23 protein-coding genes are annotated in these 26,128 nt (G+C 70.5%); 11 read left to right on the top strand and 12 right to left on the bottom strand.

The window, feature by feature from the left end; translation table 11 throughout:
• Positions 1-794: 794 nt before the first annotated feature.
• A complete protein-coding gene (locus GNZ18_RS40995; protein ID WP_173390971.1) occupies positions 795-1,055 on the bottom strand; it encodes a hypothetical protein in 261 nt (86 codons plus the stop codon).
• Between GNZ18_RS40995 and GNZ18_RS34075 the strand changes: the two genes are divergently transcribed.
• Positions 1,048-4,095, top strand: coding sequence for an RHS repeat-associated core domain-containing protein (locus GNZ18_RS34075; protein ID WP_173390970.1), 3,048 nt, complete (start codon positions 1,048-1,050; stop codon positions 4,093-4,095). The two genes, GNZ18_RS40995 and GNZ18_RS34075, sit on opposite strands and share 8 nt — an antisense overlap.
• Positions 4,096-4,142: 47 nt before the next feature.
• Entirely contained in the window at positions 4,143-4,334 is a 192-nt protein-coding gene (locus GNZ18_RS34070) for a hypothetical protein (RefSeq protein ID WP_156220764.1), read from the top strand.
• 191 nt (positions 4,335-4,525) lie between these two features.
• Here the strand turns inward: GNZ18_RS34070 and GNZ18_RS34065 are convergent, their stop codons facing one another.
• Entirely contained in the window at positions 4,526-5,407 is an 882-nt protein-coding gene (locus GNZ18_RS34065) for an alpha/beta fold hydrolase (RefSeq protein ID WP_156220763.1), read from the bottom strand.
• Positions 5,408-5,512: 105 nt separating this feature from the next.
• Positions 5,513-6,073 carry a MarR family winged helix-turn-helix transcriptional regulator gene (locus GNZ18_RS34060; protein ID WP_156220762.1) on the bottom strand — a complete coding sequence of 187 codons (561 nt, stop codon included), beginning with the start codon at positions 6,071-6,073 and terminating at the stop codon, positions 5,513-5,515.
• An 80-nt stretch (positions 6,074-6,153) separates the two neighbouring features.
• Here GNZ18_RS34060 and GNZ18_RS34055 point away from each other — a divergent pair, with 80 nt between their 5' ends.
• The 3 genes from GNZ18_RS34055 (at position 6,154) to GNZ18_RS34045 (ending at position 10,453) form a co-directional block, all read left to right on the top strand.
• A complete protein-coding gene (locus GNZ18_RS34055; RefSeq protein WP_156220761.1) occupies positions 6,154-6,846 on the top strand; it encodes a DUF4386 domain-containing protein in 693 nt (230 codons plus the stop codon).
• A 778-nt stretch (positions 6,847-7,624) separates the two neighbouring features.
• On the top strand, positions 7,625-9,283 hold the full coding sequence (locus tag GNZ18_RS34050; RefSeq protein ID WP_216651532.1) for an amidase: 1,659 nt from the start codon (positions 7,625-7,627) through the stop codon (positions 9,281-9,283).
• 591 nt (positions 9,284-9,874) lie between these two features.
• Complete coding sequence (locus tag GNZ18_RS34045; RefSeq protein ID WP_156220760.1) at positions 9,875-10,453, top strand: hypothetical protein; 579 nt, start codon at positions 9,875-9,877, stop codon at positions 10,451-10,453.
• 1,164 nt (positions 10,454-11,617) lie between these two features.
• Here GNZ18_RS34045 and GNZ18_RS34040 read toward each other — a convergent pair.
• Complete coding sequence (locus tag GNZ18_RS34040; protein ID WP_173390969.1) at positions 11,618-12,790, bottom strand: WD40 repeat domain-containing protein; 1,173 nt, start codon at positions 12,788-12,790, stop codon at positions 11,618-11,620.
• A gap of 786 nt (positions 12,791-13,576) precedes the next feature.
• On the opposite strand from GNZ18_RS34040, the gene GNZ18_RS34035 reads away from it, so the two are divergent.
• Entirely contained in the window at positions 13,577-14,557 is a 981-nt protein-coding gene (locus tag GNZ18_RS34035; RefSeq protein WP_156220758.1) for a hypothetical protein, read from the top strand.
• A gap of 302 nt (positions 14,558-14,859) precedes the next feature.
• On the opposite strand, the gene GNZ18_RS34030 is transcribed toward GNZ18_RS34035, so the two are convergent.
• Together GNZ18_RS34030 and GNZ18_RS34025 are read right to left on the bottom strand one after the other, a co-directional pair.
• Complete coding sequence (locus tag GNZ18_RS34030; protein WP_156220757.1) at positions 14,860-15,468, bottom strand: hypothetical protein; 609 nt, start codon at positions 15,466-15,468, stop codon at positions 14,860-14,862.
• A gap of 2 nt (positions 15,469-15,470) precedes the next feature.
• On the bottom strand, positions 15,471-16,043 hold the full coding sequence (locus GNZ18_RS34025) for an RNA polymerase sigma factor (RefSeq protein WP_156220756.1): 573 nt from the start codon (positions 16,041-16,043) through the stop codon (positions 15,471-15,473).
• A 477-nt stretch (positions 16,044-16,520) separates the two neighbouring features.
• Here GNZ18_RS34025 and GNZ18_RS41545 point away from each other — a divergent pair, with 477 nt between their 5' ends.
• Positions 16,521-16,703, top strand: a complete 183-nt coding sequence (locus tag GNZ18_RS41545; protein ID WP_216651531.1) for a hypothetical protein — start codon at positions 16,521-16,523, stop codon at positions 16,701-16,703.
• 222 nt (positions 16,704-16,925) lie between these two features.
• Positions 16,926-17,132: a hypothetical protein gene (locus GNZ18_RS41540; RefSeq protein ID WP_216651530.1), complete on the top strand. Its 207-nt coding sequence runs from the start codon at positions 16,926-16,928 to the stop codon at positions 17,130-17,132.
• Between the two features lie 355 nt (positions 17,133-17,487).
• Here GNZ18_RS41540 and GNZ18_RS34015 read toward each other — a convergent pair whose 3' ends face one another.
• Positions 17,488-17,886, bottom strand: coding sequence for a hypothetical protein (locus tag GNZ18_RS34015; protein WP_156220755.1), 399 nt, complete (start codon positions 17,884-17,886; stop codon positions 17,488-17,490).
• Positions 17,887-18,092: 206 nt separating this feature from the next.
• Here GNZ18_RS34015 and GNZ18_RS34010 point away from each other — a divergent pair, with 206 nt between their 5' ends.
• Entirely contained in the window at positions 18,093-19,025 is a 933-nt protein-coding gene (locus GNZ18_RS34010) for a helix-turn-helix domain-containing protein (RefSeq protein ID WP_156220754.1), read from the top strand.
• 524 nt (positions 19,026-19,549) lie between these two features.
• On the opposite strand, the gene GNZ18_RS34005 is transcribed toward GNZ18_RS34010, so the two are convergent.
• Positions 19,550-20,566, bottom strand: coding sequence for a GlxA family transcriptional regulator (locus tag GNZ18_RS34005; protein WP_156220753.1), 1,017 nt, complete (start codon positions 20,564-20,566; stop codon positions 19,550-19,552).
• A 129-nt stretch (positions 20,567-20,695) separates the two neighbouring features.
• Between GNZ18_RS34005 and GNZ18_RS34000 the strand changes: the two genes are divergently transcribed.
• Both GNZ18_RS34000 and GNZ18_RS33995 read left to right on the top strand, forming a co-directional pair.
• The gene (locus tag GNZ18_RS34000; protein ID WP_156220752.1) at positions 20,696-21,664 is read left to right on the top strand and encodes an NADP-dependent oxidoreductase; all 969 of its coding nucleotides are present in this window, start codon (positions 20,696-20,698) and stop codon (positions 21,662-21,664) included.
• 96 nt (positions 21,665-21,760) lie between these two features.
• Positions 21,761-22,381, top strand: a complete 621-nt coding sequence (locus tag GNZ18_RS33995; RefSeq protein WP_156220751.1) for a TetR family transcriptional regulator — start codon at positions 21,761-21,763, stop codon at positions 22,379-22,381.
• Here the strand turns inward: GNZ18_RS33995 and GNZ18_RS33990 are convergent.
• The 4 genes from GNZ18_RS33990 to GNZ18_RS40990 are packed head-to-tail and all read right to left on the bottom strand — an operon-like array spanning position 22,353 to position 26,100.
• On the bottom strand, positions 22,353-22,988 hold the full coding sequence (locus tag GNZ18_RS33990; protein WP_156220750.1) for a hypothetical protein: 636 nt from the start codon (positions 22,986-22,988) through the stop codon (positions 22,353-22,355). The two genes, GNZ18_RS33995 and GNZ18_RS33990, sit on opposite strands and share 29 nt — an antisense overlap.
• Before the next feature lie 4 nt (positions 22,989-22,992).
• On the bottom strand, positions 22,993-23,532 hold the full coding sequence (locus GNZ18_RS33985; RefSeq protein ID WP_156220749.1) for a SigE family RNA polymerase sigma factor: 540 nt from the start codon (positions 23,530-23,532) through the stop codon (positions 22,993-22,995).
• The gene (locus GNZ18_RS33980; protein WP_173390968.1) at positions 23,516-25,300 is read right to left on the bottom strand and encodes a glycosyl transferase; all 1,785 of its coding nucleotides are present in this window, start codon (positions 25,298-25,300) and stop codon (positions 23,516-23,518) included. Before GNZ18_RS33980 ends, GNZ18_RS33985 begins: the two co-directional genes overlap by 17 nt.
• The gene (locus GNZ18_RS40990) at positions 25,297-26,100 is read right to left on the bottom strand and encodes a dolichyl-phosphate beta-glucosyltransferase (RefSeq protein WP_216651529.1); all 804 of its coding nucleotides are present in this window, start codon (positions 26,098-26,100) and stop codon (positions 25,297-25,299) included. Before GNZ18_RS40990 ends, GNZ18_RS33980 begins: the two co-directional genes overlap by 4 nt.
• Positions 26,101-26,128 lie beyond the last annotated feature (28 nt).

Here is a 26,128-nt window from a genome sequence, read left to right as displayed (position 1 = left end):
CCCCAGCGGCCCACCGCCCGGTCGATCCCCTATTCGGGCCTACACGAATCAGCGCCGGGATCTGAAGGATGAAACCCGCCCGCGATCACGGCCGCGGCGACCGATGCGGGGCTGTATCTGGTTGGACGCGAGGCCGAAACAGGCGGCTGAGGTGGGCTTTTCCATGTATGGCCGGAAGTGCGGTCACTTTTAGTCATGGACCGTAACGGAGAAGGAGGCTTTACTGATCCAGTTCGATGCTGGACTATTGCTTTTGCGGTTCCTCCCCATCTTGCCAAGCTTTTTCGCTCCCCCTGATATAACGGCCTTCTCCTCCTGGTCCCTCTCCGTCCGGCCTTCGCGACCCGTGTTTTCTTATTGACTCCGCACTTCTGGGACCTGTCCAGATGAAACGGGCGGGGCGCGTGTTTTGTGCTCTGACCACTTCGTGTCGCCTCTTCCCTACGGTGGGGTGACTTGTGGGCATGTTCCCTGGTGCGGACGGGTGAGGGACGCGCCCTGCTTCTAAGGCTGCATGCCGACGTGCCGCCGCGCCCGTTACTCCCGCCCCTCGACCTTCAAACGGGAACCTTTTTCTCCCGGTGGCCCTGCCGCCTTCTTCGCTGGCGCAGCGTGCCGCCATTGACTCTCCTCGCCATGCCCATGCTCGCGAAAAGTGTGCTGGGTCAGGTGAGGGGCCGACTGCTCGTCCGCTTACCAACAGGAAAGGATCAAGTCTTCATGTCCCAGCGTGTTTTAAGATGTGTCGCCGTTTCGGCGCTGGCCCTTGCCGGCCTGGGAGTACCCGCCGCCGCTCAGGCGCAGACGCCCGCCGCGGCCCAGCCGTACCGGTTCCAGCATCTGTATCCCGAACTCGGCTCGCCCCACGCCGGTGCCCCGAAGCTGGGACCGTCGAAGCGGGCGGGAGTCCGGCTGGTCAGCCCGGGCACGGTCGGGGACCCGGCCAGGACGAAGATCCCCGCACGTGCGCCGTCCGGGGCGGGCGACGCAGGGCGGCCGACGGCGAAACCCGCCGCGGCGGCGTCCGTGCCGGTGGGGATCGGTCCGGTGCGCAACGGCACGTTCCTGTCGTTCGATCTGGCCGACTACCTGCAGTTGAAGGTCAATGTCGGGTCGGGCAACGCGATGGTGCGCACCACCGACATGTCGCTGCCGGGGATCGGCGGCAACGTCACGGTCGGCGCGGCCTACAACAGCCTGCTGCACGCCGCCGGCGTGGGCACCGGCGTCATCTCACCCGGCTGGCGCACCCGGCTCGGGCAGGACGTGCGGCTGTACAAGAACGGCGACGACTCGGTCACCATGACCGGCCCGGACGGCACGTCGGGCGTGTTCACCGTCTCGGGGACGGGCTATTCCACGCCCAAGGAGTTCAAGGGCGATCTGGTCTCCCAGTCCGGCGGCGGGTGGAGGTACACCGACCACGGCTCGGGCGCCCGGTCGTACTTCAACGCCTCGGGGCTGCCCACCAAGCTCGAAGACCGCAACGGCAACACCACCGACTTCGGCTACACCTCTGGCAACATCTCGACGATCACCTACAAGCCCGAGGGCGCCGCGTCCGGCCGGGTCATCAAGGTCGGGATCTACAACGGCGTCCGCATCACCTCCTACACCCAGGACGAGACCGGCGGCGGCGAGCGCATCGCGGTCTACAGCTACGACGGATCGGGGCGGCTGACCCAGATCCAGGAGCCGGCGGGCGAGGTCGCCAAGTTCGGCTACGACGGCTCGGGCAACCTGAACTCCATCACCAACGGCAAGGGCGCGGTGACCCGGCTGGCCTACGACGGCGATCACCGGGTGCTGTCGGTGACCCGGGTCGGGCAGTCCGCCGACCAGGTGACCAGGCTGGCGTACGCCTCCGACACCCAGTCGCAGGTGGCCGACCCCAACACCGACCAGTCCAAGCCCGTCGCGGACGTCCCGCACACCACCTACACCCTCAACGACAACGACCGGGTCACCAAGGCCGTCGACCCGGCCGGCAAGACCCGTTCCAGGAGCTACACCCCGTTCAGCGACATCGCCTCCTTCCAGAACGGTAACCAGGGGTTGACCAGCAACACCTTCGGCGCCAACAACGGCGAATCGCAGACCAGGTCCGCCTCCCCGACGGGAGCGTCGGCGTCGCTGACCTACGGCAACGCGCCCACCAGCCAGAACCCGACGGCCGCCTACCAGCCCTCGGCCGGATCCGACACCCAGGGCAACTCCACCGCGTTCACCTACGACGGGCCCGGAAACCTGAACTCGGCCAAGAACGCGCTCGCCGCCGAAGCCAAGGTCACCTACAACTCCGACGGCACCGTCAAGAACTCCACCGACCCGGGCAACGGCTCCAACGACTCCGTTTACGGCTATGACGGCGACCACCAGCTCACCTCGGTCACTCCGCCCACCGGCAACACCTTGAAGAAGAAAACCTTCACCTACGACGGATACGGTCGGCTGGGCACCGCGACCGACGGCAACGGAAAGAAGACGACCTACACCTACGACGCCAACGACCGCGTCCTGAGCGTGGCCTATTCGGACGGCACCCCGACCGTCTCCTTCACCTACGACCAGGCCGGGAACATCAAACTCCGCACCGATGCGACGGGCACCACGACGTGGTCCTACACCCAGCGCAATCTGATGGCCGCCCGCCAATCCACCAGCGGCGGCGGGGAGATCGACTGGCAGTACGACCCGGCCGGGAACCTGGTCAACCAGCTCAGCCAGCCGGGGACGCTGCACTACGTCCACTCCGTCCGCAATCTACTGGCCGGCATGACCGACTACTCGGGCAAGAAGTGGGAATTCGACTACGACGACGACGGCAACCGCACCCACACCTACTTCAACAAGACCTCCGACACCGCTTGGTCCATGCACACCAAACACAGCTACGACGACTCCGGCCGCATCACCCGCGTCGTCACGACCCGCGCGAGTGACGACTCCAAAATCGTCTCGGACGTGTCGTACTGCTACTCCAAGCGCGGCACCGGGACCTCGTGCGACACCGCGAAGGCCGCCGACACCGGGCTGCGGCAATGGTCGAAGAACAACGTGTCGGGCACCATCAGCGACTACACCTACGACAAGGGCAACCGCCTCACCAAGGCCACCAACACCGCGGGCCACGACTACACCTACGACTACGACGAGCGCGGCAACCGCACCACCGTCACCACCGACGGCACCCAGTCCCAGTCGCTGACGTTCAACTCCGCCAACCAGGCCACCACCGCCGGTGAGAGCTACGACGCCGCGGGCAACCTCACCGCCACCACCGGCTCGGGCGGCCTGAAGGGCACCTACAACGCCGCCGAGCAGACCACCCAGCTCACCAAGGGCACCACCACGATCCCCATCACCTACGCGGGCACCGACCAAGCCGAGATGGTCACGGCGAAGGGCGCCGCCCTCGTCTACGGACGCACGGGCGCGACGAGCGCGGGGATCCTGTCCTACTCCAACGGCAGCACCTCGGTGTGGATGATCCACGACAGCACCGGCACCCCGCTCGGCTACTCCGACGGGTCCAACCCCTACGCCTTCGGCACCGACGGCCTCGGCTCCACCACCTCGATCGTCTCCCCGTCGGGGAACCAGGCCGCCGCCTACACCTACGGCCCCTACGGCGAGACGACCGCCGACACCGGCTGGCAGGCCGCCATCAACCTCATCCGCTACACCGGCGGCTTCCAGGAGCCCAACACCGGGCTGCTCAAACTCGGCCGACGCTACTACGACACCGGCCGAGGCCGCTTCACCCAGCAGGACGCCATCAACGCCATCGGAGACCCCGGCAACGCCAACCGCTACGCCTACTCCGGAGACGACCCCACCAACAACGTCGACCCCACCGGACAGAGCTTCCTCAGCTCGGCCCTGAGCGTCGGAACCAAGATCGCCGGCGCTGCCGCAGCCTGCTGGGGCGGCGCGGAGGCCCTCACCGAAGCCGCCGCGCCGGCCGAGTTGTACATCAGCGCCATGGCCCCCGAAGCCGCACCGGAGATCGCGGCCGGCGTCGCCGTCACCGGATGTGTCGCCGGGGTGGCCAGCAGCCAGTACCTCGGGAAGAACGCCCTGACGCTGCCCTAAGGAAGAGAAGAATGCCACCAGAGAGAACGCCTCGTCCTCCGCGCTCCATGCTCTACAAGGGCGTGGCGCCGATCGCGGCCGTCGGTATCGTCTCGCTCGTCGAGGCGACACTGATCTGGACCGGAGTATCCGCCGGGGACTGGACCATCGCGACGGTCTGCCTCCTTGCCGGAGTACTCGCGTTCGGGGTCACGGGCCGCATCTTCTGGGTTGTGAGACGCGCGGAAAGGAACCGCTAGTGCGGCGAATGGGACGCGGCGCGGTCGGCGACCGGTGGCTGAACGTTCGGTAATCGAGGGCCCTCTCCGGCCACCGGAGAGGGCCCTCGAACATGCCGCGTTCGGCTATCCAGAAACGGTGCGGCGTAGGGTCGGGAGCGCCTTCGGGCTTCGCTCGCTCGGCTGGATGCGCCGCACGTGCCCTCCGCTGATCAGATGAACGATGTCTGTCGCGGTACTAGGACACCGCACCTTTGATCCAGGTAAGGATCTCCGCGTTCGTCCTGGGCGCGCTCTTGTGCAGTTGCACGTTGTGGCCGCTGTGCGGGACGACGATGACCCTGAGGTTCGCCTTGTCGGAGTAGTACGGCCGCTCGTGGGCCAGCATCGTGGCAGGGGTGCAGACCTCGGCGGTGCAATATCGGTCGTGGTCCCCGACGACGAGAAGGACCGGCACCTTGATCGAGCGGGAGCATCGGCAGCGCGTCGAGGAATCCCGCACCGGCGGGGGTGCCGGTGAGCCATCTCGGCACCAGGTCCGGCTCGGCATCGCCGGACTGGGCGGCGAACACCCTCAGCAGCGTGGCGCGCACGTCGGCTTCCAGCTCTTGTTCTGGTACTCGTGGCTGCTGGAAGTAGTTCACGACATTGAATCTGCCTGGGTTGTGTTCGGCCAGCATCTGCGTCAGCGGCATCGGCGGCTTGGGGTGGTAGGGCACTCCGAGCGCGATGATCGCCCTCACCCGCTCCGGGTGTGCCTCGGCCAGCGCCCATGCAAGCAGCGCCCCTTGATCGTGACCGACCATGGCCGCCTCGGACACCTCCAGCGCGTCCATCAGTGCGGTGATGTCGGCCATCATCGTGCGCATTCCGTACGCCTCGACCCCGACGGGGGCGTCGGTTCGTCCGTGACCGCGGATATCAGGGGCGATGGCGCGGTACCCGGCTTCGGCCAGGGCTGCCATTTGGTGCCGCCACGAATAGGCAAGCTCCGGGAAGCCGTGCAGCGGTACGACCGCAGAACCCTCCCCGGCCTCGGTCACATGCATGGCGATGCCATTGACCGTGACCGTGTGCTGCGTTATCTGTGGCACCTGTTTCGCTCCGCTCGGTCAACGTTTCAGGCGGGTCGGAGACCAGTGTTTGGCGGGTGTCGATCATGGCCGCTGCCTGTCCTCACGGGTGTCACCTCGCGCGTTCTACGCACTTCCGTTCGGGTCGGGCGTCGGTGGAGTCTCGGGAGGGCGCGGGTCGCGGGGGCGGTGTGTCCGGTCGGGACGGATCCACCGGTAGCCCGGATGGATTCCGGGCGTGAGCCCCTGCTGCTCGGCGACGCGCCCAAGCAGCGTGCGCAACTGCCGGCGTTCGTCCGGGGACAGCGCCTGGCAGATCTGCTGCTCGTGAGCGGCGGCGGCCTCGCGGAGCTCGGCCAGCAGTGCGACGCCTGAGTCGGTCAGGTGCAGTGCGTACAGGCGCCGATCCCGGGGGTTCCGCCGCCGCTCGATCAACCCGCGTTCCTCCAGTTCGTCGGCGAACGGGACGAATCGGCTCGGCGGCATCCCGAGGGCGTCGGCGAGTTCGCGCTGGCTCCGTCCGGGAGTGTCGGCAACCAAGCGCAGGAGGCCCGCCTGCGCGGGAGTCAGATCGAGCCCGTCGATCCGTTCCGCGAACCGGCCGGCTGCGTGCGCCCCGAGCTGAGCCAGCAGGAAGGCCGCCCCTCCCTGGGGGCCGGGCCCGCCACCCACAGCATTCGTGCTCATGGGTACATCATACCTGCTTGACAATCGTTCTACAGTGTAATCATTATCCGCTGTATAGGAACGATCGAGGAGCATCGACCATGTCCACCACTTCCTCCCCACGTCCGGCCGCGGCCGCCCGGCGTCCGCAGTCGGGTCCGCCGCTGCTGGCGCCCGTCCTGGCCTTCGCCGCGCTGACCGTCGCCTACGTCGTCGCCAGCCGCTCCACCCCCCACCCGGACGCCTCGGGACTCGACGTCCTGAAGTACGCCGATGCGCACCGCACCACGATCAAGGTCGGCACCTTCCTGCTCTTCTCCGCCGCGGTGCCCCTGGCGATCTCATCGGCCGTCCTCTACCGCCGGTTGCGCGCGCTGGGCATCACCGCGCCAGGCTCCGCGATCGCCTTGGTCGGTGGAGTTCTGGCGACGATCGCGCTGACCATCAGCGCCATGACCGCCTGGACGGGAGGCAGGCTCCCGGCGGACGCCGACTCCGCACTCGCACGCGCCCTGGCCGACCTGTCGTTCGTGTCCGGCGGCCCCGGCTACGCGGTGACGTTCGCCTTGCTCGTCGCCGGGATCTCCGTGCCGGGCCTGCTGGCCGGCCTTCTGCCGCGTGCCCTTGCCTGGACGGGGCTCGTCCTCGCCGCCGTCGGAATGCTCTCCGCGCTCACCCTGCTGGCGTCCGGCTTCAGCTATCTCCTGCCCGTCGTCCGGTTCGGCGGCACAGTATGGCTGGTGGCCGCTGCGGCCTTGATGCCGCGCACCCGTCCTCGTACCGCTCACACATGACAGCCCACGCCGCTTTGCCGCTCCCTGGACCGCCCACCCAAGGAGCCACCTCGGACACGCGGCACCGCGCGGTCCCAGCAGCAACTCCGGCGATCAGGTCCGGGTCCTCTGAGGCCCCATCGCCGACGTAGGAGCACCCTCGCTAGGGGGAGGTCGGGTGGTCAGGGTCGGCTGATCAGTGGGATCCGGTAAGCGAGGACGGGGCCTGGCGAAAGCCGGGACCGGGGCGCTGTTGCAGTAGGCGCGGTTCTACTCGGCGACTCCTGGCCGCCGCCGTGACCGAGGACACCGATCTCCCACTACCGGCCATCGCCGTCGAGCGCGGTCACGGGTCCTCGGTCGAAGTGCGGGGTGAAGCCGGGGGCGTCTGCCGGGCATCCGGGACAGGCCGTGGGGCAGGACGTATTCCAACCACAGCCAGGACGAGCCCTGCCGGAAGGGTGCGCATGGCCTACCGGCCGACCCGCTGCCCGCTGAGGGCGAGCCGGGCCCGCAGTTCCTGTTCACCGGCGGTGCGGCGGACATAGAAGAACTGGACGATCGCCGGGACGCGGAAGCCCTCGCGTTCGGTGTCACATATAACGGGACCGGTTCGGGGTGGCGTTGTCGTCGGGGCGGGTGAATAACCGGCTGTGCAGACAGCGCCCTGGTGGGTAGCCGCGCGGATTGCCCCGGGCGATAATCAAGGCGGCCCCGCCAGCGGCCGGTCGTGATCGGCAGGGTCGAACGGTCGTCCGTGTTGTGCGTCGAGGCGCCGATCGGCGCCGAGGAGGCCGATGTGGCAAGGCGAAGGCGGAATCTGCGCGCCCCGGCGGCGGCCCTGGCAGCCGGTATCGTCGTCCTGACGCCGCCCATGGTCGCGGTCGGTGCGGCGACGGGCGGCGTTGCCGCCGGCGACCGGACGACACCGGCCGACGTCGGCAGGTGGGTGGTGAACATGGACGCCACCGGATTACGCGGACTGCTCGCGAGCGGTCGGGTCACCTCGGTGAAACTCGTCAGGGCCTATCAGGCGCGCATCGACGCCTATGAAGAGGCATACGCCGACCAGCCCGGTGTCAACGCGGTCATCCGCCGGGATCCCATGGCGATCGCCGATGCCGCCCGGCTCGACGCCGAACGCCGACGGGGACACGTCCGCGGTCCGCTGCACGGCATCCCGCTCCTGATCAAGGACAACTACGACACCGAGGACCTGCCCACCACCAGCGGCTCGCTGGCGCTGCGGCACTGGCGCACCGCCGCCGACGCCGAGCAGGTCGCGCGGCTGCGCGCGGCAGGCGCGATCATCGTCGCCAAGACCAACCTCCATGAGTTCGCCGCCGGTGTCGAGACCATCAGCTCCCTCGGCGGGCAGACCCGCAACCCCTACGACCAGACCCGCAACCCGGGCGGCTCCAGCGGCGGCACGGGCGCCGGTGTCGCGTCGGGCTTCGGCGCGGCCGGCCTGGGCTCGGACACCTGCGGTTCCATCCGCAGCCCGGCGGCGCACAACAGCCTGGTCGGTCTACGGCCGAGCCTGGGGCTGTCCAGCCGCGACGGCATCGCGCCCCTGTCCGCCACGCAAGATGTCGGCGGCCCGATCGCCAAGTCGGTCGGCGACATCGCCCTGATCCTGGACGCGACCGCCGGGTATGACCCGGACGACCCGTCCACCAAGGCGTCCATCGGACGGATCCCCCGCACCTACACCGCCGCCCTGAACGGCACCGCCCTGAACGGCACCGCCCTGACCCACGCTCGCATCGGCGTGTTCACCGACTACTTCGGCACGACGAAGCCCGCGCAGGCGACGTCGGCGCTGGTCCGGACGGCCACCGCGGACATGGCGGCGCGCGGCGCGACCATCGTCGAGCTGCCCGCCCAGCCCGAGCTGATGTCGGCGGTGGACGGTTCCAGCGTGTTCGCCGACGAGACGGAGCGCGACCTCAACCGCTACCTGGCGGCGCCGGGCTCGCGGTTCCCGCGCTCGCTGGCCCGCCTGGAGCCGCCGACCGACATCGTCACCCTGGCCGACATCGTCACCTCTGGGCAGGTCACGCCCACGGTCCTGAAGCGGCTCAAGGAACGGCTGGGCACCTCCACCGGTCCGCAGAAGGCCTACCACCAACGTTTGGCACGGCGCAGAGAGGCGCAACGGCTGCTCCACCTGCTGCTGAAGCGATACGACTTGGACGCCCTGGCCTACCCGGCGGTCTCCCAGCCCGCCGCGCTGATCGGGCAGCCCCAGGTGAACCTCAAGAGCTGCGCCCTCGCCGCCAACACCGGATTCCCCGCCCTGACGGTCCCGGCTGGGTTCACGCCCGACGGCATGCCGGTGGGAGTCGAACTGCTGGGACGGCCGTTCAGCGAGCCGAAACTTCTCGGACTGGGGTTCGCCTACGAGCAGGCGACCCATCACCGCCGACCACCGGTGAGTACCCCGCCCCTGAAGTGAACCGCGTCGCCACGAGGCCCGTCCGGCTCCGGGCCCAGTTAGCGCGTAAGACGTTGTGAGCGGCCGTGCCGCGGAGGTCCTCATCGGTCGACGGACGGGCCCTTCCCGCCGGCCCCCCGGAACGAAGATCGCGCGAGCTCCGTGGGCGGGGCCGATGGCGGACGTTTGGGAGCGTGGTCACGGGACGCCGGTGACCGGCCTGAAGGACATCGGAGACGGCCTCGCAGTTCTTGGCAGGTCAGGGACCGCGTGGCGATCGGGCGGCCGCGTACTCTCGCATGCCGTGTGGCGGCGGCCGAACGACAGGCGTCCATGCTCCACGTGACGGCACGAGTCCGGTTCTGCGTTGGAGGGTCTCCCGCTCCATCTCGACGGCCGGGTTCTCGCAGGTCCCTTCCGACGATTATCGCGGGCGGCCCAGACTTTGCCTGACCTGGCCGGTTGGGCGGGGACGCACCGGGTAAGGCATGCCTGAAATAGGATACTTCGACCTGGTCAGGGAGGTTTCTCGTGACTGGGACTGAGGGTGCTCCGCGCACCCGTATGTCAAGGACGATGAGGGCCCCTCGCAGCCGGGGCATGCTCAGTGGGTTGCTGCTGGTGCCGCTGGGGGTGTGGGGCGGGCTCATCCCGTTCGTCGGCCCCTACTTCGACTTCGGGTTCGGCTCCAGCAACGCCTGGGACTACAACACCGATCGGTTGGTGCTGTCCATCCTTCCGGCGGTCGCCGTGATCGTGGGTGGACTGATCCTGTTGATCAGCGCCAACCGCCCCGTCGCCTTCATCGGATCCTGGCTGGCCATTCTGGGCGGCCTGTGGTTCGTGGTGGGCACCACGATCGCCCCGCTGTGGGACGCCAGTCCGGGCGCCGCGCTCGGTGGCCAGACACGCCGGATCGCCGAACAGCTGTCGTTCTTCCAGGGCCTCGGCGCCATCATCATCATGCTGGCGGCGACGGCACTGGGACGGTTCCTGGTGGTCGGCGTCCGAGAGGCGCGCCGAGCAGCCGCGGAGCGGGCGGGGGCGGAAGGCGTCGCCGCGGAAGGCACTCGCCAGGGTTCCACCGCCGCTCCGGTGTGGGAACGCCAGGAAGGCCCCAGCCGCGACGCCCAGGAATCGCCGAGGGACGCTGAGCACGCCAGGCATGCGGGCCCGCATCACCGGCGCTGACCTGGACGGACCCGTATTCCGGTCAGTGAGCCGCGCGTAACGGTGTTGGGCATGGCTTCGGCGGCAGCGCTCACGCGTTCACATTGCCCTCGATGAGCCCCTTATAGGTGGGTCTCGCGGGTGGTGGTCCCATTTGGCCAGGGCGGGCATCCCGCCCTGGCTATAGGAGTGCAGCCGACTGGACTGGCCACCGGCGAAGGCCACGCACGTCAGGCCCCAGAAAGCCCCGCTCAGTCGAGTGTGGTGCGACGTTTCCACAGTTCAGAGCGCCACGGCTCTCGACATGCTTCGCGAGGACGGTCAGTCAGGGGCTACCTGCCATGGACGCGGTTGTGAACGCCACGCATACCGCCGAATAGAAGCCGAGGAGCCAGGCAGTCACCCCGCGATCGAGTTTGATCTCGATGTCAGGGTCGCGCTTCTGGGCGATGTAATGACGCGGCATCCGACCGCGGACCGGAAACGGCCAGAAGGTTGGCCCCCAGAAGCGCGGCGAGGCAGAAGGGAGCCGCTAGGTAGTACTTCCACGAACTTCTCCGCCTCTCGATTTTGGCCTCAGATCCTCGGGGTAGTCCTCAAGCTTGTACAGCCTCAGAAACACCATGATGACGAACACCGAAGCCCCGATCGTGATGATCCACCATCCCGCCAGGGATCGAGAACAGGGGCGGTGAAGGGTCTTGCTGGGCGACGAGAGGGCATCGAAGGACGACCTCCGGGAATGCGGTGACTGCGGGCACACGCGCCCCTGCAACACCGACCAGACTTCCCGGCACACCCTGCGCGTCCTTCACGCATTGTCCAAGATCATACTCCCGTTATGCGCGGGACGCCGGTGTCGAGCCGCGCTACCAAGACCTCCGGTCGCAGGCGCCCGGACGGCCGGGAGCGTCGCGGCAACCGGCGGCGGTCATGGCCGAGACGAGGCGCTCCAGTTCGTCCTGTGTCGTGCGGCCGAGCGTGCTGGAGCCCCGTGCGCGTTCTTCACGATCCGCTCCGAGGGCCTCGGGTGCAGGTACTTGTCGAGCCGGGACCGACGATCGCGAGTTTCCCGGTCATCTGCCGCCGGGGATTCCCTTTTCCGGATCGCCGTGGACGCCCGCCAGCGTCCATGCAGTGTCCCCCCGACGGTCCTTCGTCGGCGGGTGCTGGCTGTGGGCGTACTCATTCCAGGTGCCAGAGAGCGATGCTCTTGGCCTGGAAGCCGATGGTGGCCACGGTGCGCCCGTCGGGGCTCAGGGCGAACCTGTGGATGGTCCTGGTTCCAGGTTTGGTGACGGTGACGCTGCCGAAGCGGTCCACGGAGGGCGGGGTCCCCGGGGTGGTGGCGGTGGCCAGCTTCTTGTGGGTGGCCGCGTCCCAGAAATGTAGGCCTGAGTAGTCGGAGGTCACGACGGTGCGGCCGTCGGTACTGTAGGCCAGGCCGGTGACGGAGCCGATGTGGCCGCCGAGCGGCCGACCCTGTTCCTTGCCGGTGGCGGCCGCGAGGAAGCGGACCTCGTAGGAGTCGCTGTCGATGGCGAGTGTGGCACCGTCCGGGCTGAACACGAGGTGCTGGGCACCGCCGGAGACGTCGAGCGACGGGCCGGCCCGCTGTTTGCGGGCGGCCACGTCCCAGATCTTCACGCCCTCGAAACCGGACTCATCGACGCTGGCGAGCGTGCGGCCGTCCGGGCTGAAGACCATGGTGTGGGCCTCGGCGCCCTCTAACTGCAATGGTGGCCCGATCGGCCTGCGGGTGACCCGATCGTAGAAGCGGATCTCGTCGCCGCCGAATCCGCTGGCGGCGAAGGTCTTGCCGTCCGGGCTGAAGACGATCGTTGACAGGTCCTGGAGCGTGTCGTCCGCGGGCTTGACGATCTGCACGCCCTGCGGGCGCAGTGTGGCGACATCCCAGAACTGGGCCCGTTCCTCTCCACCGGCCGCCAGCGTGCGGCCGTCGGGACTGAAGGCCACGGTCTTGACGACGGCATCCGGGTTCTGGACGGGTGTGGCCCGCTCCTTGCGGCCGACCACGTCCCACACTCGCAGGACGCCGTCCCGGGAATCGAGGGAGGCCAGGTTCGTGCCGTCCGGGCTGAAGCGGAGGGTGTCGATCTCGCCGCGGTGCCCCTTCAGGGTGCCGAGCTTCCGCAGGGTGGGACGTGTCGGGATGGCGGCGGGTGGGGGCGTACGAAGGGGCGCGGTGGTGATGGCGGTAGAGCCGCGGCGGGTGCTCGTCCTGGCCTGCTTCGCGTCGCCGTTCCCGCGACCGCCGGAGACCACGGGCCCCGCGGGAACGGCGCTGGCCGCGAGGAGGGCGCCCGCCCCGATGAGCAGGCGGCGCCGCGTGACCAACCATGCCTCCGCCGCGGGCTGCCCCGGCGGTGCGGCCGGCTCTTGCCACGGGCGGTCGCCTTCGTCGCCCGGACCATCGCTCCCGGCCCCTGCGTCGTGTGGCAGCTCGTCCATGTCGGCTCTCCCGTGCGGATCGGGCTCGTTCTCGCTGTGCCCGACGCACGGTAGAGGCGCGGTGCCGGGACCGGTCTCCCGCAATCGGTGACTCGACTTTGTGACCTTGTAGAAGAGCCGGCACCAGGGGCGCCCCATGGGATAGGGAGCTTGGGAGGGAAGGGGAAAGCGCTGCAGCCGTCTTCCTCTCAGACGACACATTCATGCCCGCCGCTTCGACCGTTTCTGTCAGCGGTGGGAGCTACCTGGTGGGCGGTTTGATCGCCGTACCGCCCCCGGGGCGCCGCACACCGGGCGAGGCTATCGGGATGATGGCGGCCTCAACTCGGGTGCTGGTTCGGCCTGGGAAACAGGAGGTCACTATGTTGGCGGATACTCGCATGGCCTCCTCGCCTCGGATGGGTAAAACCATTGTCGCAGGCGATACCCGCCGCTGATCAGGTTGTGGTGCTTCGGTGGCCTGCCGGCTGTCCGGTTCTGGTCAGTGAGAGCTGATGGACGGTATTTCTCGATTGCTGGGGCTCGGGGTGATCGACGAGGCGGCGGGGGATGGCTTCCTGGGCAACTTGCCTGGGCTACGAGGTCGGTTTTATTTTCAATCGGATGTGCGAGCCGAGCGCCGCGGTGCACTGCGCATGCAACTGTCGGGGGCGTGTCCTACGATCAGCCGCCATGTCCCTCCTCATCAGCCGCCAGGGTCCGGCTAGCCACCCGGAGAATCTGTCGCGGATCGTGCTCTTACTGACGGGACTCCAGTCCCTTTCAGCGACGTTGGCGCTTCTCCTGGCGGGCGGTTATGCCGCCTACACATGGATCGCTGACTGGGCGTGGTCCTGTGAACTGGACCAGGTCGCCGCCCCACTGCTCTTCACCGGCTGCGCGGTTGTAGCGCTCGGTCTGGCCAGAGGCCGCCGGGCCGGTGTCGCGATCGCGGCTGTGCTTCCCGCCGCCACCCAGGCGTGGATGCTGTTGTGGCAGGCACCGCTGTACGACTGGCCCATGCAGGTGTTCGTGATGCCGCTCGGCGAGCTGACCGGGACGCCTTACCCGGCGATGATGTTCGCCACTGATCTGTTGGCGATGTCGTCGATCCCGCTGGGCGTGCTCGCTGCGGCGGTCGCCGTCCTTGGTGCAAGGTATGCCGGACGTGAGGCAGGAAATGTTCGCCATTGGCTGCCCTCGATGATTTTCGCGATATTGGCGATCGGCGCGCTGGGAATGTATGAACTGTCGTTCTGGATCGCTGAACTGGGCGACCGCAAGACCCTGTTGTTCATCAGTGGCCCGGTGGTGCGCGACAGGGCGTTGGCGGTGGCCGGAGCCGCAACGGTGGCCGTGCTTCTCGATATTCTGGCGGCGCATTCGGAAGGCTGGTGGGGCAGATGGGCGCCAGGTGCCGCGGGTGTCGTCCTGCTGGTGCCCGCTGGTTGGGATGTGTGGGAGCAGGCGCGGGCGCTTCTGGCTCCGCAAGGCCAGTCCTACTCGATTGAGGGAGCTCTTTCCGTGAACGACTGGACCAATCCGGTATCGAGGGGCTTGAACATAGCGGCGTGGCAGGCGGCGGCACTGGTCCTGGCGCTCGCCGTGCTGCTGGGAATCGCGAGGCTCTCCCACGTGATGCGGAGATCGACTACCGCCATGGACGCCGTCTGATCAATTCATTCACTGAGAAAGAGCTGCACCCGAATGAGATGATTTTTCCATGCAGAGAAGGACGAGGTCGGGCGTGATTCTGGTCGGCTACTCCGAGAGCGTGTCCACCGCCGTTGTCCAGCCGGAGATGGGCTGGAGAAGCGTGTGTTCGCTGGCCGGCGCGGCGGCACAGACCGGCATTCGCGGCTTCGGCGGGTTGGGTCGCTGGGCCTGCGGGGAGTAGCGGCGCGCGCGGTGGCGGGTCGGCCCAAGATGTTCGCTTCTGGGGCGCGTGTGGGCCTGACCCGCCATCGTGCGATGGGTCAGCCGCCCACGCTGCCGTCCGGCAGTTGAGTCACCTTGGGCGGCGCCGGGACCAGGACGCAGGGGGCGACGTGGCCTGTGGCGGTGCCGACGAACATCGATCCGACGGATGCGCCTTTGCCGAAGCTGGTGAAACTGACCTCAAGCACCAGCGTCTTTCCGGGCCCGACACGGTCGGGATGGAGGCGGTTGAAGCGCCCCTCGCCGTCCTCGTCCTCAGGCTCCCCCGTGAGGATCGAGCCGTCGCTGGGGGTGATGGACCCGCGGGGCGTCCGGCAGCGCTTGTCGTTGGGCACGAAGTCGACGACCGCGGGCACGCCCAGCCCACGCAGCCTGGAGGCGATGATCTCCGGATGGCGGTAGTCGTGGATGTAGATCCGGATCGAGCCGTCGGAGTCCCGGACGACCGCGTTGGCCTGAGGCGCCCGGTCACCGGTCAGCACCGGGATGCCGATCGCCAGTCCCCCTGCGGTCGCTGCGGCGGCGGCCACCAGTCCCAAACGCCGCCACCGGACGGACTGGAGGTGGGTGTCCGCCGGCGCCGGTGCGGTCCGCTCGGCGACGACGGCCTTGAGCTCCGTCAGGAGCCGTTCTTCGAACCTCTGCATGATCACTCCTTCGAGAAGGCGAGGGCGGCGGACTGGGCGGGCAGTGCGGCACGCACCGCCTTGCGGGCCCGATGAAGCCGGACGCGGGCGGTGACGGGCCGGATGCCCAGGGCGGCGGCCGCCTCGGTGACCGTCAGTCCGTCCACCGCGATCAGTTCGAGCAAGGCGCGGATGCCTTCCGGAACGTCGGAGAGCGCCTCGTAGACACGCCGTCCGGCGCTCTCGGCGTCGATCCGCTCCTCCAGGCGGGCGATGTCACCGGCGTCCAGCAGCCGCCGCCCGGCGATCCGTCCCACGGCCCGGTACTCTCTGGCCGCCCTACGGTGCTCCGTGGCCACCACGTTGCGCGCGATCCCGTACAGCCAGCCCGACTCGCTGCCCGCCGAGGGCCGGTAGGTGTGCGCGGAGTCGATGACCGCCAGGAAGACCTCCGCGGTCAGGTCGGCCGCGGTGTGCGGATCACCGACACGGCGCGCGATGAACCGGCTGACCTGCTCGACATGCTGCCGATAGAACTCTTCGAAGGCGGCGGTATCCGAACCGATGCGCCTGAGGGCGCTCCCGGACTTGGCCATGCTTTCTCCTCTCGCGGCTACACCCCTACTTGGCGCGGCGCCGGAAAGGCGTTACCGAGGCAGCTCGCCGGCCGGTCCGCTGGGTCGGTGACCGGTCACCGACGTGGCAGCGGGCCCCTGGTCGGTGTCGCATGCGCGCGACTTCGGACGTGCGGTGGAACGCAGACCCATCATGTGTCCTGGGCGTGAGGTGGTGCGCCGAAGGCCGGGAGGCAACGGTCATTCGCTCGCTCACTTCGACAAGGGCAAAGTATCCATCGAGCCTTGTGGGAGCGCCCTGGAAGAACCATGTATTTATGGACGCGCTGTGCCAGCACTATTGCCGATCTCGGCGTTGGGATGGCGAAGTCCGCGGGCGGAGCTTGGGCCACCTGGAGACCGGTCAGGAGCGCAGCGGCGACGCAGGAGGGCCGGCGTGTGTCGCCAGCTCCGAGGACCGGCCCCACGGCGCAGCCGACACCGCGATACGGTTCGAAAGTGATCAGCGACGGAGGGGCTCGGCTCGGAAGGCAAGCCGCGGACCGCCTGATCCAACTCGGCTGCTGCGTGATCGAGGCGGGTCTGACCGAAGCGGAGTTCGCTCGCATCGAGCATGAAAATGGGTTCGAGTTCGCCGACGATCACCGTGCCTTCCTCGCCGCAGGGCTGCCGGTCTATTAGCCAAGGAAAGAGACGCCAGGCGTAAGGTACGCGTGGGAAAGACCTCTGCCAGACTGGCGCAACGGCGACCCCGATGAACTTCGCCGGCGCCTTGATCTGCCGATCGAACTCCTGCTCCAGGACGTCGAGCACGGGCTCTGGGAAGCGGCCTGGGGAGAGCGGCCGGTCTCCGGCGAAGCGGCCGTGGACCTGGCGCGGTCGTGGCTGGACGGGGTGCCAAGGATGGTCCCTGTCTATGGGCACAGGTTCCTGCCCGCAGGCCGCGGCGGCTTCGGCCACCCGGTCCTGTCGATGTGGGGTGGCGACATTATCTACTACGGCGCTGATCTGCTCGACTACATCGACCAGGAGTTCGAAGAGCCCCGACCCGCGCACCCCCGCGACTGGGCGCCTCAAGCCACCGTGCCGTTCTGGCGCGACTATCTCTGACCACGCCCACGCTTGAGTAACCGTCCCCGAGCAAGACCATCCGCCTCCCATGGCCCGCCCGAATGGGTGGAACCGCAGGTCAGGCTGTCGAGTCCGTGTTGGGGCGGCCACCGTTCGCGGCTCCGGGCTTACGCTCCCGTATTGCTGTTCGTCTGAACACGAATGAAAAGCGGGTGCGACCGTCCCCAGAACCGGGACGGTTCTGGGCACGGACTGCTCGCGTGCCCTTTGGATGGTGGGGGACGAGCGTGAACAACTGGCTCCTCAGCAGCTCCCGCCGGACGGTGAGACGGCCGTTGAAGGCGGGGGGAGGTGTTGCGTTCGTCCCTCCGTCGGGAAGGGCGGGCGTCGACGGTCAGACTCGGGCTTTTCGGCCGAGGGGGGCGCGGCGGCGCATGGTCGGCCCGTCGGGGACGGTGGGCAGGGACGCGCGGGCGCGCAGCCAGGCCCGGTGCTGCCGCGCCGCCTCCGCCGAGGGCAGTTCCAGGACTGTGGCGATCTGCTCCAGGCTCAGCCCCGCCCGCTCGGCGGCCTGCCAGACCCGGTACTCCAGCCGGTCGGCGTCCAGCCGAGCCGCCTGCGCGACGACCAGCGCCGCCGCGAGGTCCGGGCCGGTGGCCTGGCCGCCCTCCGCTGCCGCGACCGTCTCCTCCGCCGCCTCGATGTCGGGCAGCGGGACCTGGTGCTCCTCCCACAGCAGCCCCGCCGCCGCGCGGGCGAAGCGGCCGGTGAGGTGCGTGCGCGCCGCACGCACCAGCGACGGTGCGGGGACCGACGATGCCGGAGCGTCTGACCGCTCGGTCTGCTCTGCCGTGTCCGGCCATGCTGCGCCACTGTCCATGCGTCGACCTCACCACCGGGGCGCACGGCCGCGCAGCGCAGCGAGCGCATGGTCATGGCCACAAAACGCAGACCGGTCGCGCATAATGGGACGGACCGGTCGGGCTGAGCAGGAGATTCATGCCAACCTTCGCCTTCGACAGCGACGATCTCGGACGGACCGAGGCGTTCCTCAACCAGGCCTACGCCAAGATGCGCATCGGGGGCGACACCCGGTCCTCCCGGACGCAGATCCTCCGCGACGCCGCGGGAACGGTCAGCGTGGACCGGCTCGATCTCAACTACAACATGAGCTACGACGTCACCCCCCTGGGCAGGCTCTGCCTGTGCACGGTGCAGTCGGGCACGATCCGCAACCGCGTCGCCGGTGATGCCGAGGACGTCTACGGGCCGGGGGACACGGTCGTGTTGGCGCCCCCCGACCGGCCGTACGAGGGCGAGGTCCAGCGGTCGCGCTACGTCATCACGATGCTCGACCCCGGGCTGCTCGCGGACGTCACCGGCGCCGAGGAGCCGGTGAGGCTCCTCGATCACCGGCCCGTCTCCGCCGATGCTGGCCGGAGGCTGGCACGCACCATCGAGCACGTGCGGGGGGACCTGCTGGCAGACCCCCAGGCGACCGAACTGCCGCTGATGCTTTCCGCCGCCTCCCAACTGCTGGCGGCCACCGTGCTCTCCACGTTCCCTAACAGCGCCCTCACCTCCGCCGCCGGGGGACCGCGCGACGATCGCCCCGTGTCCGTCCGCCGCGCGATCTCCTTCATGGAGGACAACACCGCGAACCCCATCAGCACCGCCGACGTCGCCGCCGCGGCGCGCGTTAGCGTCCGGTCCCTGCAGTACGCCTTCCGCGCGCACCTGGGCACCACGCCGATGGGACACCTGAGGCGGGTACGGCTCGCCGCCGCCCACGCCGACCTACGGGCCGCCGATCCGGCCACCACGACCGTCACCGGTGTCGCGACCCGCTGGGGCTTCCTGCACGCCGGACGTTTCGCCGCCGCCTACAAGGCCGCCTACGGGCACCCGCCCAGCGGCACGCTCCGCGACTGACCGGCCCCTCAGATCGGCGTGACCCGGAGCGATGGTCCGCCACGCCGGGACTTCGCGGCAGCGTACGCGGCCGAGATCGTCCTCCCACCCCACCCCGGCGGGACGGTCCCGAAGCGGAGCGGCTCCCTCGTTACTGAGAGTGTTGATTAGCCTACTCTTGACGACTAAGTCTTTTCCTCGGGCAGGAAGGAACACCTCGTGATCGCCACTCCGCCAGGGCATCGGCGATGGCGTTGCTGGCGGCCGCGACCCGCTCAGCAGGCCGTTGCGCGTCGCGTCCGCCTTCAATCGCCCGGCCTTCGTCGCCTGTTTCCCAGCCGGGACTGCGCCTGTGCCCCCAGCACGATCTCCCCGGGGCAGATGTCCAGACACTCTCCACGCTTGCCCGTCGGCTCCGTGGAGGCACGTCGCGCGCGATCAAGCGGTCTGCGGTCGAGCCCGGTCTCCAGGGGATGGTCACCAACGGCCTACTTCGCCCTGTTCGGAAGCTCTGCGAAGAGCCGACTCGCGCGGACGCTTACGGGTCAGGTCGAGAGTGACCGGTCCTTCGACGCTCTGCCGCTACCGCGTCGAATCGTCGGCGGGTGGGGGCGGAAGGTGCGGCGGTATGCCTGGGGTGTGACCCCGATGGCCGTGTGGAGGTGCTGGCGCAGGGAGACGCCGGTGCCGAAGCCGGCGCGGACGGCGACCAGGTCGACGGGCCAGTCGGTGGTCTCCAGCAGGTGGCGGGCCAGGTCGACGCGCTGGCGGATGAGCCATTGGCCGGGGCTGGTGCCGGTCTCGTCGCGGAAGCGGCGGGTGAAGGTGCGCAGGCTGACGTTGGCGTGGGCCGCCATGTCGGCCAGGGTGAGGGGCTCGGAGAGCCGTTCCATGATCCACGCCTGGGTGGGGGCGGTGCCGGGGGCGGCGGGGTCGGGGACGGGACGCCGGATGTACTGGGCCTGGCCGCCGTCGCGCCAGGGCGGTACGACGCAGGAGCGGGCGACCTCGTTGGCGGTGTCGCTGCCGTGGTCGCGGCGGACGATGTGCAGGCACAGGTCGATACCGGCGGCGACCCCGGCCGAGGTGAGGATCTCGCCGTCGTCGACGAAGAGGACGTCGGGGTCGATGCGGGCGGTGGTGAACATGCGCTGCAGGTGGTCGGCTTCGCGCCAGTGGGTGGTGGCGGGACGGCCGTCGAGCAGCCCCGCGGCGGCCAGGACGTAGGTGCCGGTGCAGATCGCCACGATCCGGGTTCCGGGACGGATGGCAGCCAGAGCCTCGCGCAATGCGTCCGGCAGGCGGCCCTCCTCGCGGATCGGCCCCAGCGCGTTGGAGGGCGGGATGACGACGGTGTCGACGGCGGCCAGCAGGGAGGCGTCGTGGGAGACGGTGATCTGGTAGTCGGCTTCGGCGCGGACGGGCAGGCCGTCCACGCTGCACGTGGTCACGGAGTAGAGCCGTTCGCCGCTGCCGTCGCGGGCGGCGCCGAAGATCCGCGCGGGGATGCCGAGCTCGAAGGGGACCACGCCGTCCAGGGCCAGAACGCCAACGCGGTGCATGACCCGATCCTTTCATTGCTTGGCCATCGGGCCACTACTCGGGGGGTCTCCGCCGGGGCAGTCTTGCGAGGTGCCCAGGCGAAGCCGGCACGACCCCTACGAACCCCTCGTTGAAGAGAGCACGTCATCATGAAGCACGCCATCATCCCTTCGACCATGCGCGCCATCTCCCAGGACGCCGCCGGAGCACCGGACGTCCTCAAGGTCATCGAGACGCGGCGCCCCGTCCCGGGCCGGGGCGAGATCCTGGTCCGGGTGCACGCGGCGGGCGTGAACCCGGCCGACTGGAAGACCCGCGACCGGGGTGTGTTCGCCGACGGCGCCGAGCCGCCGTTCACGCTCGGCTTCGACGTCGCCGGGGTGGTCGAGGCGGTCGGCGAGGGGGTGACCCTCTTCCGAACGGGCGAAGACGTGTACGGGATGCCGTGCTTCCCGCACCCGGCGGGTGCCTACGCCGAGTACGTCGCCGCCCCGGCCCGGCATTTCGCGCCGCGTCCGAAGGGCCTGAACCATATCCAGGCCGCCGCCCTGCCGCTGGCCGCGCTGACCGCCTGGCAGGCCCTGGTGGACACCGCGAACCTCCAGCCCGGCCGGCGCGTCCTGATCCACGCCGCCGCCGGAGGCGTCGGCCACCTGGCCGTGCAGATCGCCAAGGCCCGCGGCGCCTACGTCATCGGCACCGCCAGCGCGGGCAAGCACGAGCTGCTGCGCTCGCTGGGCGCCGACGAGCTGTTCGACTACCGCACCGAGGACTTCGCCGAGACCGTCCGCGACGTGGATGTCGCCCTGGACTCCCTCGGCGGCCCCAACTGGGCCCGGACCCTGCGGACGCTGCGGCCCGGCGGCACGCTGATCTCGATCCTGCCGCTGGACCACACCTTCCCCGCCGAGGAGGCCGAAGCGGCGGGGATCCGGGCGGTGTTCATGCTCGTCGAACCCGACCATGCGGGGTTGCGCGAGATCACTTCCCTGGTCGAGGACGGCCGCCTGCGCGTGGTCGCCGACGCGGTCTTCCCCCTCGAACAAGCCGCCCAGGCCCACATCCTGGGGGAGACCGGCCGCACCACCGGCAAGATCGTCCTGTCCGTCGCCTCCTGACCCGCCCAGGTGTCGCGTGCCCACTCGGCGGTGGAGAGGTACTCCTCTCGATTCGCCCGCCCGCCGGTGGCGCGGGGGGCGGGTAGGTTCGAGATCATGACGGTGGGCGCGGGACGTGATCCGGAGCGCCGCCGCGCGCTGCTGGAGGCCGCCGACCGGGTCATCCGGCGGGAGGGGCCGGCCGCGTCGATGGCCGCGATCGCCGCCGAGGCCGGGATCAGCAAGCCGATCCTGTACCGCCACTTCGGCGACAAGGGCGGGCTGTACCGGGCGCTGGCCGAGCGGCACACCCGCGCGCTGATCGAGGTCCTGCGGGGCGAGTTCTCCCGGGACGCCCCGATCGGCTCGCGCGCCCGCGCCACCGTGGACGCCTACCTGGCGACGATCTCGGCGGACCCCAACCTCTACCGGTTCCTCGTCCACCGGGCCGGCGCGCGGGGCTCGGCCGCGCACGGCGCGATGAGCACGATGATCCGGGACGTCGGCCGGGAGCTGGCCGAGATGCTGGTGGCCGAGGGCGAGTCGGTCGACCCGACCCGCGCGCACGTGTGGGGCCACGCGATCGTCGGCATGGTGCGGACGGCGGGGGACTGGTGGCTCGACCACGACCGCGAGGTGCCGAGGGCGGACGTCGTGGACGGCCTGGTCGAGCTGATCCTCGGCGGGCTCCCCGCCGCCGCGTCCGGGCCTACCCGCCCGCGGCGGGGAGCACGCTGAGGGCGACCCGCTGGGCCCGCTCCTCGTCCACGCCCTGCCCCTTGAGGGACACGAACCCCCACGCCCCGGGCTTCCACTCCCACGCCAGCTCCACCGCGCCGGGCCGCAGCAAGGGAGAGGGAAGGAAGTAGGCGCGGTGGCCGTGCACGTCGGGCGCGCGCCGTCCCGACGGGGGGCGTCCGCCGCTTCCCGGCGGCAGCCCGCCCGCCGGGTACATCTCCACGATCCCGTCCGCGCGCAGCGCGCCGCCGGGGTGCTCGACCCGCAGCGTGATCCGCTGGACGTCGCGTCCGGGCCGGTAGGACTGCGGGGCGAACCCGCCCGCCGACCCGACCGTGAACGCGTGCCGGCGCGCGTCGAACCGCTCCACCGACGCCACGGGCCGGGGCTCCGGTCCGGGACCGGCCGCCCGCTGCGCGAGGGCCGCCGAGACGGCGATCGCCGCGATCGCGGCGGCGGTGGAGGCCGCGGCCGCCGCGCGGCGGGCCCGCACCCGGCGGCGCCCCGACCGGACGGCGCGTCCGGTGTCCACGGCCCCGCCGGCGGGAGCCTCGAAGCCGCGCAGCGCGCCGAGGAGCCGCACGGCCTCCTTGTCCTGGTCGTCCATGGTGTTACTCCTCTCCCCGTCCGGTGGGGAACGCCGCGTCCCGGGCGCCCATCAGGGCGCGCAGGCGGGCGAGGCCGTGCGCGGTCTGGCTCTTCACGGTGCCCTCCGAGCAGCCGAGGATCTCCGCGACCTCCGCGACCGGCAGGTCGCACAGGAACCGCAGGACGAGCACGGCGCGCTGCTTGCGCGGCACCCGCTCCAGCGCGGCGCGGACCACGGCCCGGGTCTCCACGTCCGGCCCCGGCGCGGACGCCCGGCCCGGCGTGTCGGCGGGCGCGCCCGTGAGCCGGACCCGCGTCCAGGCCAGGCGCCGCTCGCTGAGGAACACCCGCACGAGCATCGCGCGGACGTACCGGTCGGTGTCCTCGGCCGCGCGGGCGCGCCGCCAGTGCACGTAGAGCCTGGTCAGCGTGGTCTGGACGATGTCGTCGGCGCGGTGCGCGTCGTGGCACAGCAGGTGCGCGATCCGCCGCAGCCCCGGCAGCGCCCCGGTCACGTACTCCACGTACTCGCCTTCGTCGACGGGGTCACCTCCCCGCGCCATCGAGAAGGGGACGGACGTCCCACACCCACACGCCCCCCTCGTACCTGCCGGGCCCGAACAGCTCCTGGAGGACCTCGCGCAGCACCCGGTGGCGCTCCGCCGGGCCGAGCACGACCGCGTCGGCCTTCCAGTAGGCGAGGTCGGCGCGGGCGGCGGCGCGGTCGGCGTCCCCGACGACCGGCGGGTCCTCCTCGTCGCGCGCCTTCGCCAGCAGGTCGGACGTCGGCCGCCGGGGCGCGCCGTACCCGCCCTCGCGGTCGGATCCGAACGGGCCGATGAAGTAGCCCTCCGGGACGGGGAACCCCAGCCCGGCCTCGACCTGCCAGTGCAGCGGCGTCGCGTCGGGGACGTCGGGCAGCGGCGCCGGGACCAGCGTCCGGCCCGGGCGGACGTGGTGCCGCCACGTCCCGTCGGTGAAGAACGCCGGGACCGGCGGACGGTCGTGCGCGGCCAGCGGCTTGGGCGCGATCGGCACCAGCGCCTGGGCGAGGACGACGCCGCACAGCATGCGGGCCCGCCGCCCCGCCGGGGCGGCGGCGAGGAACCGGTCGGTGCCGAGCGCCAGCAGCAGCCCGACCGCCGGGACGCACACCAGGACGAACCGCGACTCGATCACCGACTCGAACAGCGGAAGCCGCGACACGAGGCGCCACGGTCCCGGGATCCCGGTCTCGTATCCGTCCACGACCACCTCGCGGCCGAGCGACAGCAGGGCGGCGCCGCCGATCACCACGCCCAGGGCCCGTGCGAGCGCGTCGCGCCGCAGCCAGACCAGCAGCGCCGCGACCAGCAGCACGAGCGGCCAGCCGAAGAACGCGTTCTGCTCGGTCGGGCTCGCGTCCAGCGGCCCCGGCACCGCCTGGTGCCCCGCGAGCGACTGGCGCGCGAACGCGGTGAGCTCCGTGACGTCGTTGCCGGACGGGTTGTGCACCAGCCCGTCGTAGCTCTGCCCGCCGAAGAACTGCCAGACCAGCGCGTACGTGGTGAGCGGCAGGAACACCCCGGCGGCGACGCCGAGCCCGGCCGCGAGCCGCCGGGCCGCCGCCCGCGCCGCCGCCGGGCGCAGCGCCGCGTACGCCACCGCGAACAGGGCGAGCCCGGCCGCGGCGAGCAGCAGCACCTCCTCGCCCAGGTAGATCTGGTACGCCGCGAGCAGCCCGAGCGGCGCGCCCTCGCGGACGGCGCCGCCCTCGCCCCGGGCCAGCCGGACGAGCCGTCCGATCATGAACGGGATCGCGGCCAGCACCACGAAGTTGGGGTGGGCGTTGGCGTGCGAGACGAGCGGCGGCGCGAACCCGCAGAACCCGCCGCCCACCGCGGCGGCGGCCCGGGACGCCCCGAGGTGCCGCTGGAACAGCCGGTACCACGCGGCGGCGCTCCCGCCGAGGCCGAGCGTCAGCACCAGCGCCCACGTCACCGAGGGGCCGAAGGCCAGCGTCACCGGCGTCAGCGGCACCGACACCCCGAGCATGACGGTGTTGCCCATCAGGTTCACGCCGGACGGGTAGTTCTGGAGCGTGGTGAAGAACGGGTCGTCGAGGTGGGTGACGGCGCGTGCCGTGACGGCGAAGAACCACTCCCACTGGGTCTGGTCCTGCCCGCCGTCGACGAGGTAGCGGTCGCCGGGGTCGATCCACAGCCGCCCGAGGACGGCGACCGCGGCCAGCAGGAACCCGGCGGTGACCGCGAGGTCGGCCCGCCACCCGCCGAGCCGCCACCGGGAACGCGCGCCGTCCACGCCGGGCCGGGTGCCCACGTCCGCCGTCACGCCGGCACCCGCCCGTCCTGGATCTCCCTGACGGGGGCGGGCTCCCGGGGCGGCGGGACGAGCCGCACCGGCCCGAGCCGCAGGCCGATCAGGACGACCTCGGCGAGCACCTTCGCGTAATCCACCGGACGGATCTTGGACCCCGGACGGTGCGTCCACCGGACCGGGACCTCCGCGACCGGCCACCCGAGCCGGGCGAACAGGCCGAGGATCTCGACGTCGAAGCCCCAGCCGTCCACGCGGGCCACGGCGAACGCGGTGCGGGCCGCGGCGCCGTCGAAGAGCTTGAAGCCGCACTGGGTGTCCTCGACCCCGCGCACCGCGAGCGCCCGGATCAGCGTCCGGCCGAGCCGCGCGGGCGCCAGCCGCAGCGGGTGCCGGCGGACGCGGGCCCGCGAGCCGATCGCCGCCGCGCAGCGGGGGCCGAGCGCGGCGCGCAGCCGCCCCAGCTCCTCGACGGGGGTGGCGAGGTCGGCGTCGGTGACCAGCACGAGCCGCCCGCGCGAGGCGAGCACGCCGGTCCGGACGGCGTGGCCCTTGCCCCGGTTGGCGGGCGTGCGCAGCAGCCGGATCCGCGGGTCGCGCCGGGCGGCCGCCCGGACCTGCCGCGCGGTGCCGTCGGTGGAGCCGTCGTCGACGACGATCAGCTCCCAGCGGTCCGGGCCCCGGTCGAGGTGGTCCCGGACGGCGCCGAGCGTGCGCGGCAGGCGCGCCAGCTCGTTGTGGGCCGGGATCACGACCGACAGCTCGACGGGGTCGCGCGGTGCGGCGCGCGAGGAGAGGCGCGGTGAGGCGTTCACACCTGGGAGACCCCGTCGGGCCGCCGTT

Origin of the sequence: Actinomadura litoris (genome assembly GCF_009733595.1) — a bacterium.
GTDB lineage: Bacteria > Actinomycetota > Actinomycetes > Streptosporangiales > Streptosporangiaceae > Spirillospora > Spirillospora litoris.
Note: the sequence above shows the minus strand (reverse complement) of the source record. Positions and strands in the feature narration are given on the sequence as shown.

Coding starts and splice junctions, on each gene's coding strand:
- GNZ18_RS34025 (WP_156220756.1), bottom strand. CDS start 16,043: ATGGCCAAGTCCGGGAGCGCCCTCAGGCGCATCGGTTCGGATACCGCC.
- GNZ18_RS34030 (WP_156220757.1), bottom strand. CDS start 15,468: ATGCAGAGGTTCGAAGAACGGCTCCTGACGGAGCTCAAGGCCGTCGTC.
- GNZ18_RS34000 (WP_156220752.1), top strand. CDS start 20,696: ATGAAGCACGCCATCATCCCTTCGACCATGCGCGCCATCTCCCAGGAC.
- GNZ18_RS41540 (WP_216651530.1), top strand. CDS start 16,926: ATGGTCCCTGTCTATGGGCACAGGTTCCTGCCCGCAGGCCGCGGCGGC.
- GNZ18_RS34005 (WP_156220753.1), bottom strand. CDS start 20,566: ATGCACCGCGTTGGCGTTCTGGCCCTGGACGGCGTGGTCCCCTTCGAG.
- GNZ18_RS34060 (WP_156220762.1), bottom strand. CDS start 6,073: ATGAGCACGAATGCTGTGGGTGGCGGGCCCGGCCCCCAGGGAGGGGCG.
- GNZ18_RS33990 (WP_156220750.1), bottom strand. CDS start 22,988: ATGGACGACCAGGACAAGGAGGCCGTGCGGCTCCTCGGCGCGCTGCGC.
- GNZ18_RS33995 (WP_156220751.1), top strand. CDS start 21,761: ATGACGGTGGGCGCGGGACGTGATCCGGAGCGCCGCCGCGCGCTGCTG.
- GNZ18_RS34010 (WP_156220754.1), top strand. CDS start 18,093: ATGCCAACCTTCGCCTTCGACAGCGACGATCTCGGACGGACCGAGGCG.
- GNZ18_RS34055 (WP_156220761.1), top strand. CDS start 6,154: ATGTCCACCACTTCCTCCCCACGTCCGGCCGCGGCCGCCCGGCGTCCG.
- GNZ18_RS33985 (WP_156220749.1), bottom strand. CDS start 23,532: ATGGCGCGGGGAGGTGACCCCGTCGACGAAGGCGAGTACGTGGAGTAC.
- GNZ18_RS34070 (WP_156220764.1), top strand. CDS start 4,143: ATGCTCTACAAGGGCGTGGCGCCGATCGCGGCCGTCGGTATCGTCTCG.
- GNZ18_RS34035 (WP_156220758.1), top strand. CDS start 13,577: ATGTCCCTCCTCATCAGCCGCCAGGGTCCGGCTAGCCACCCGGAGAAT.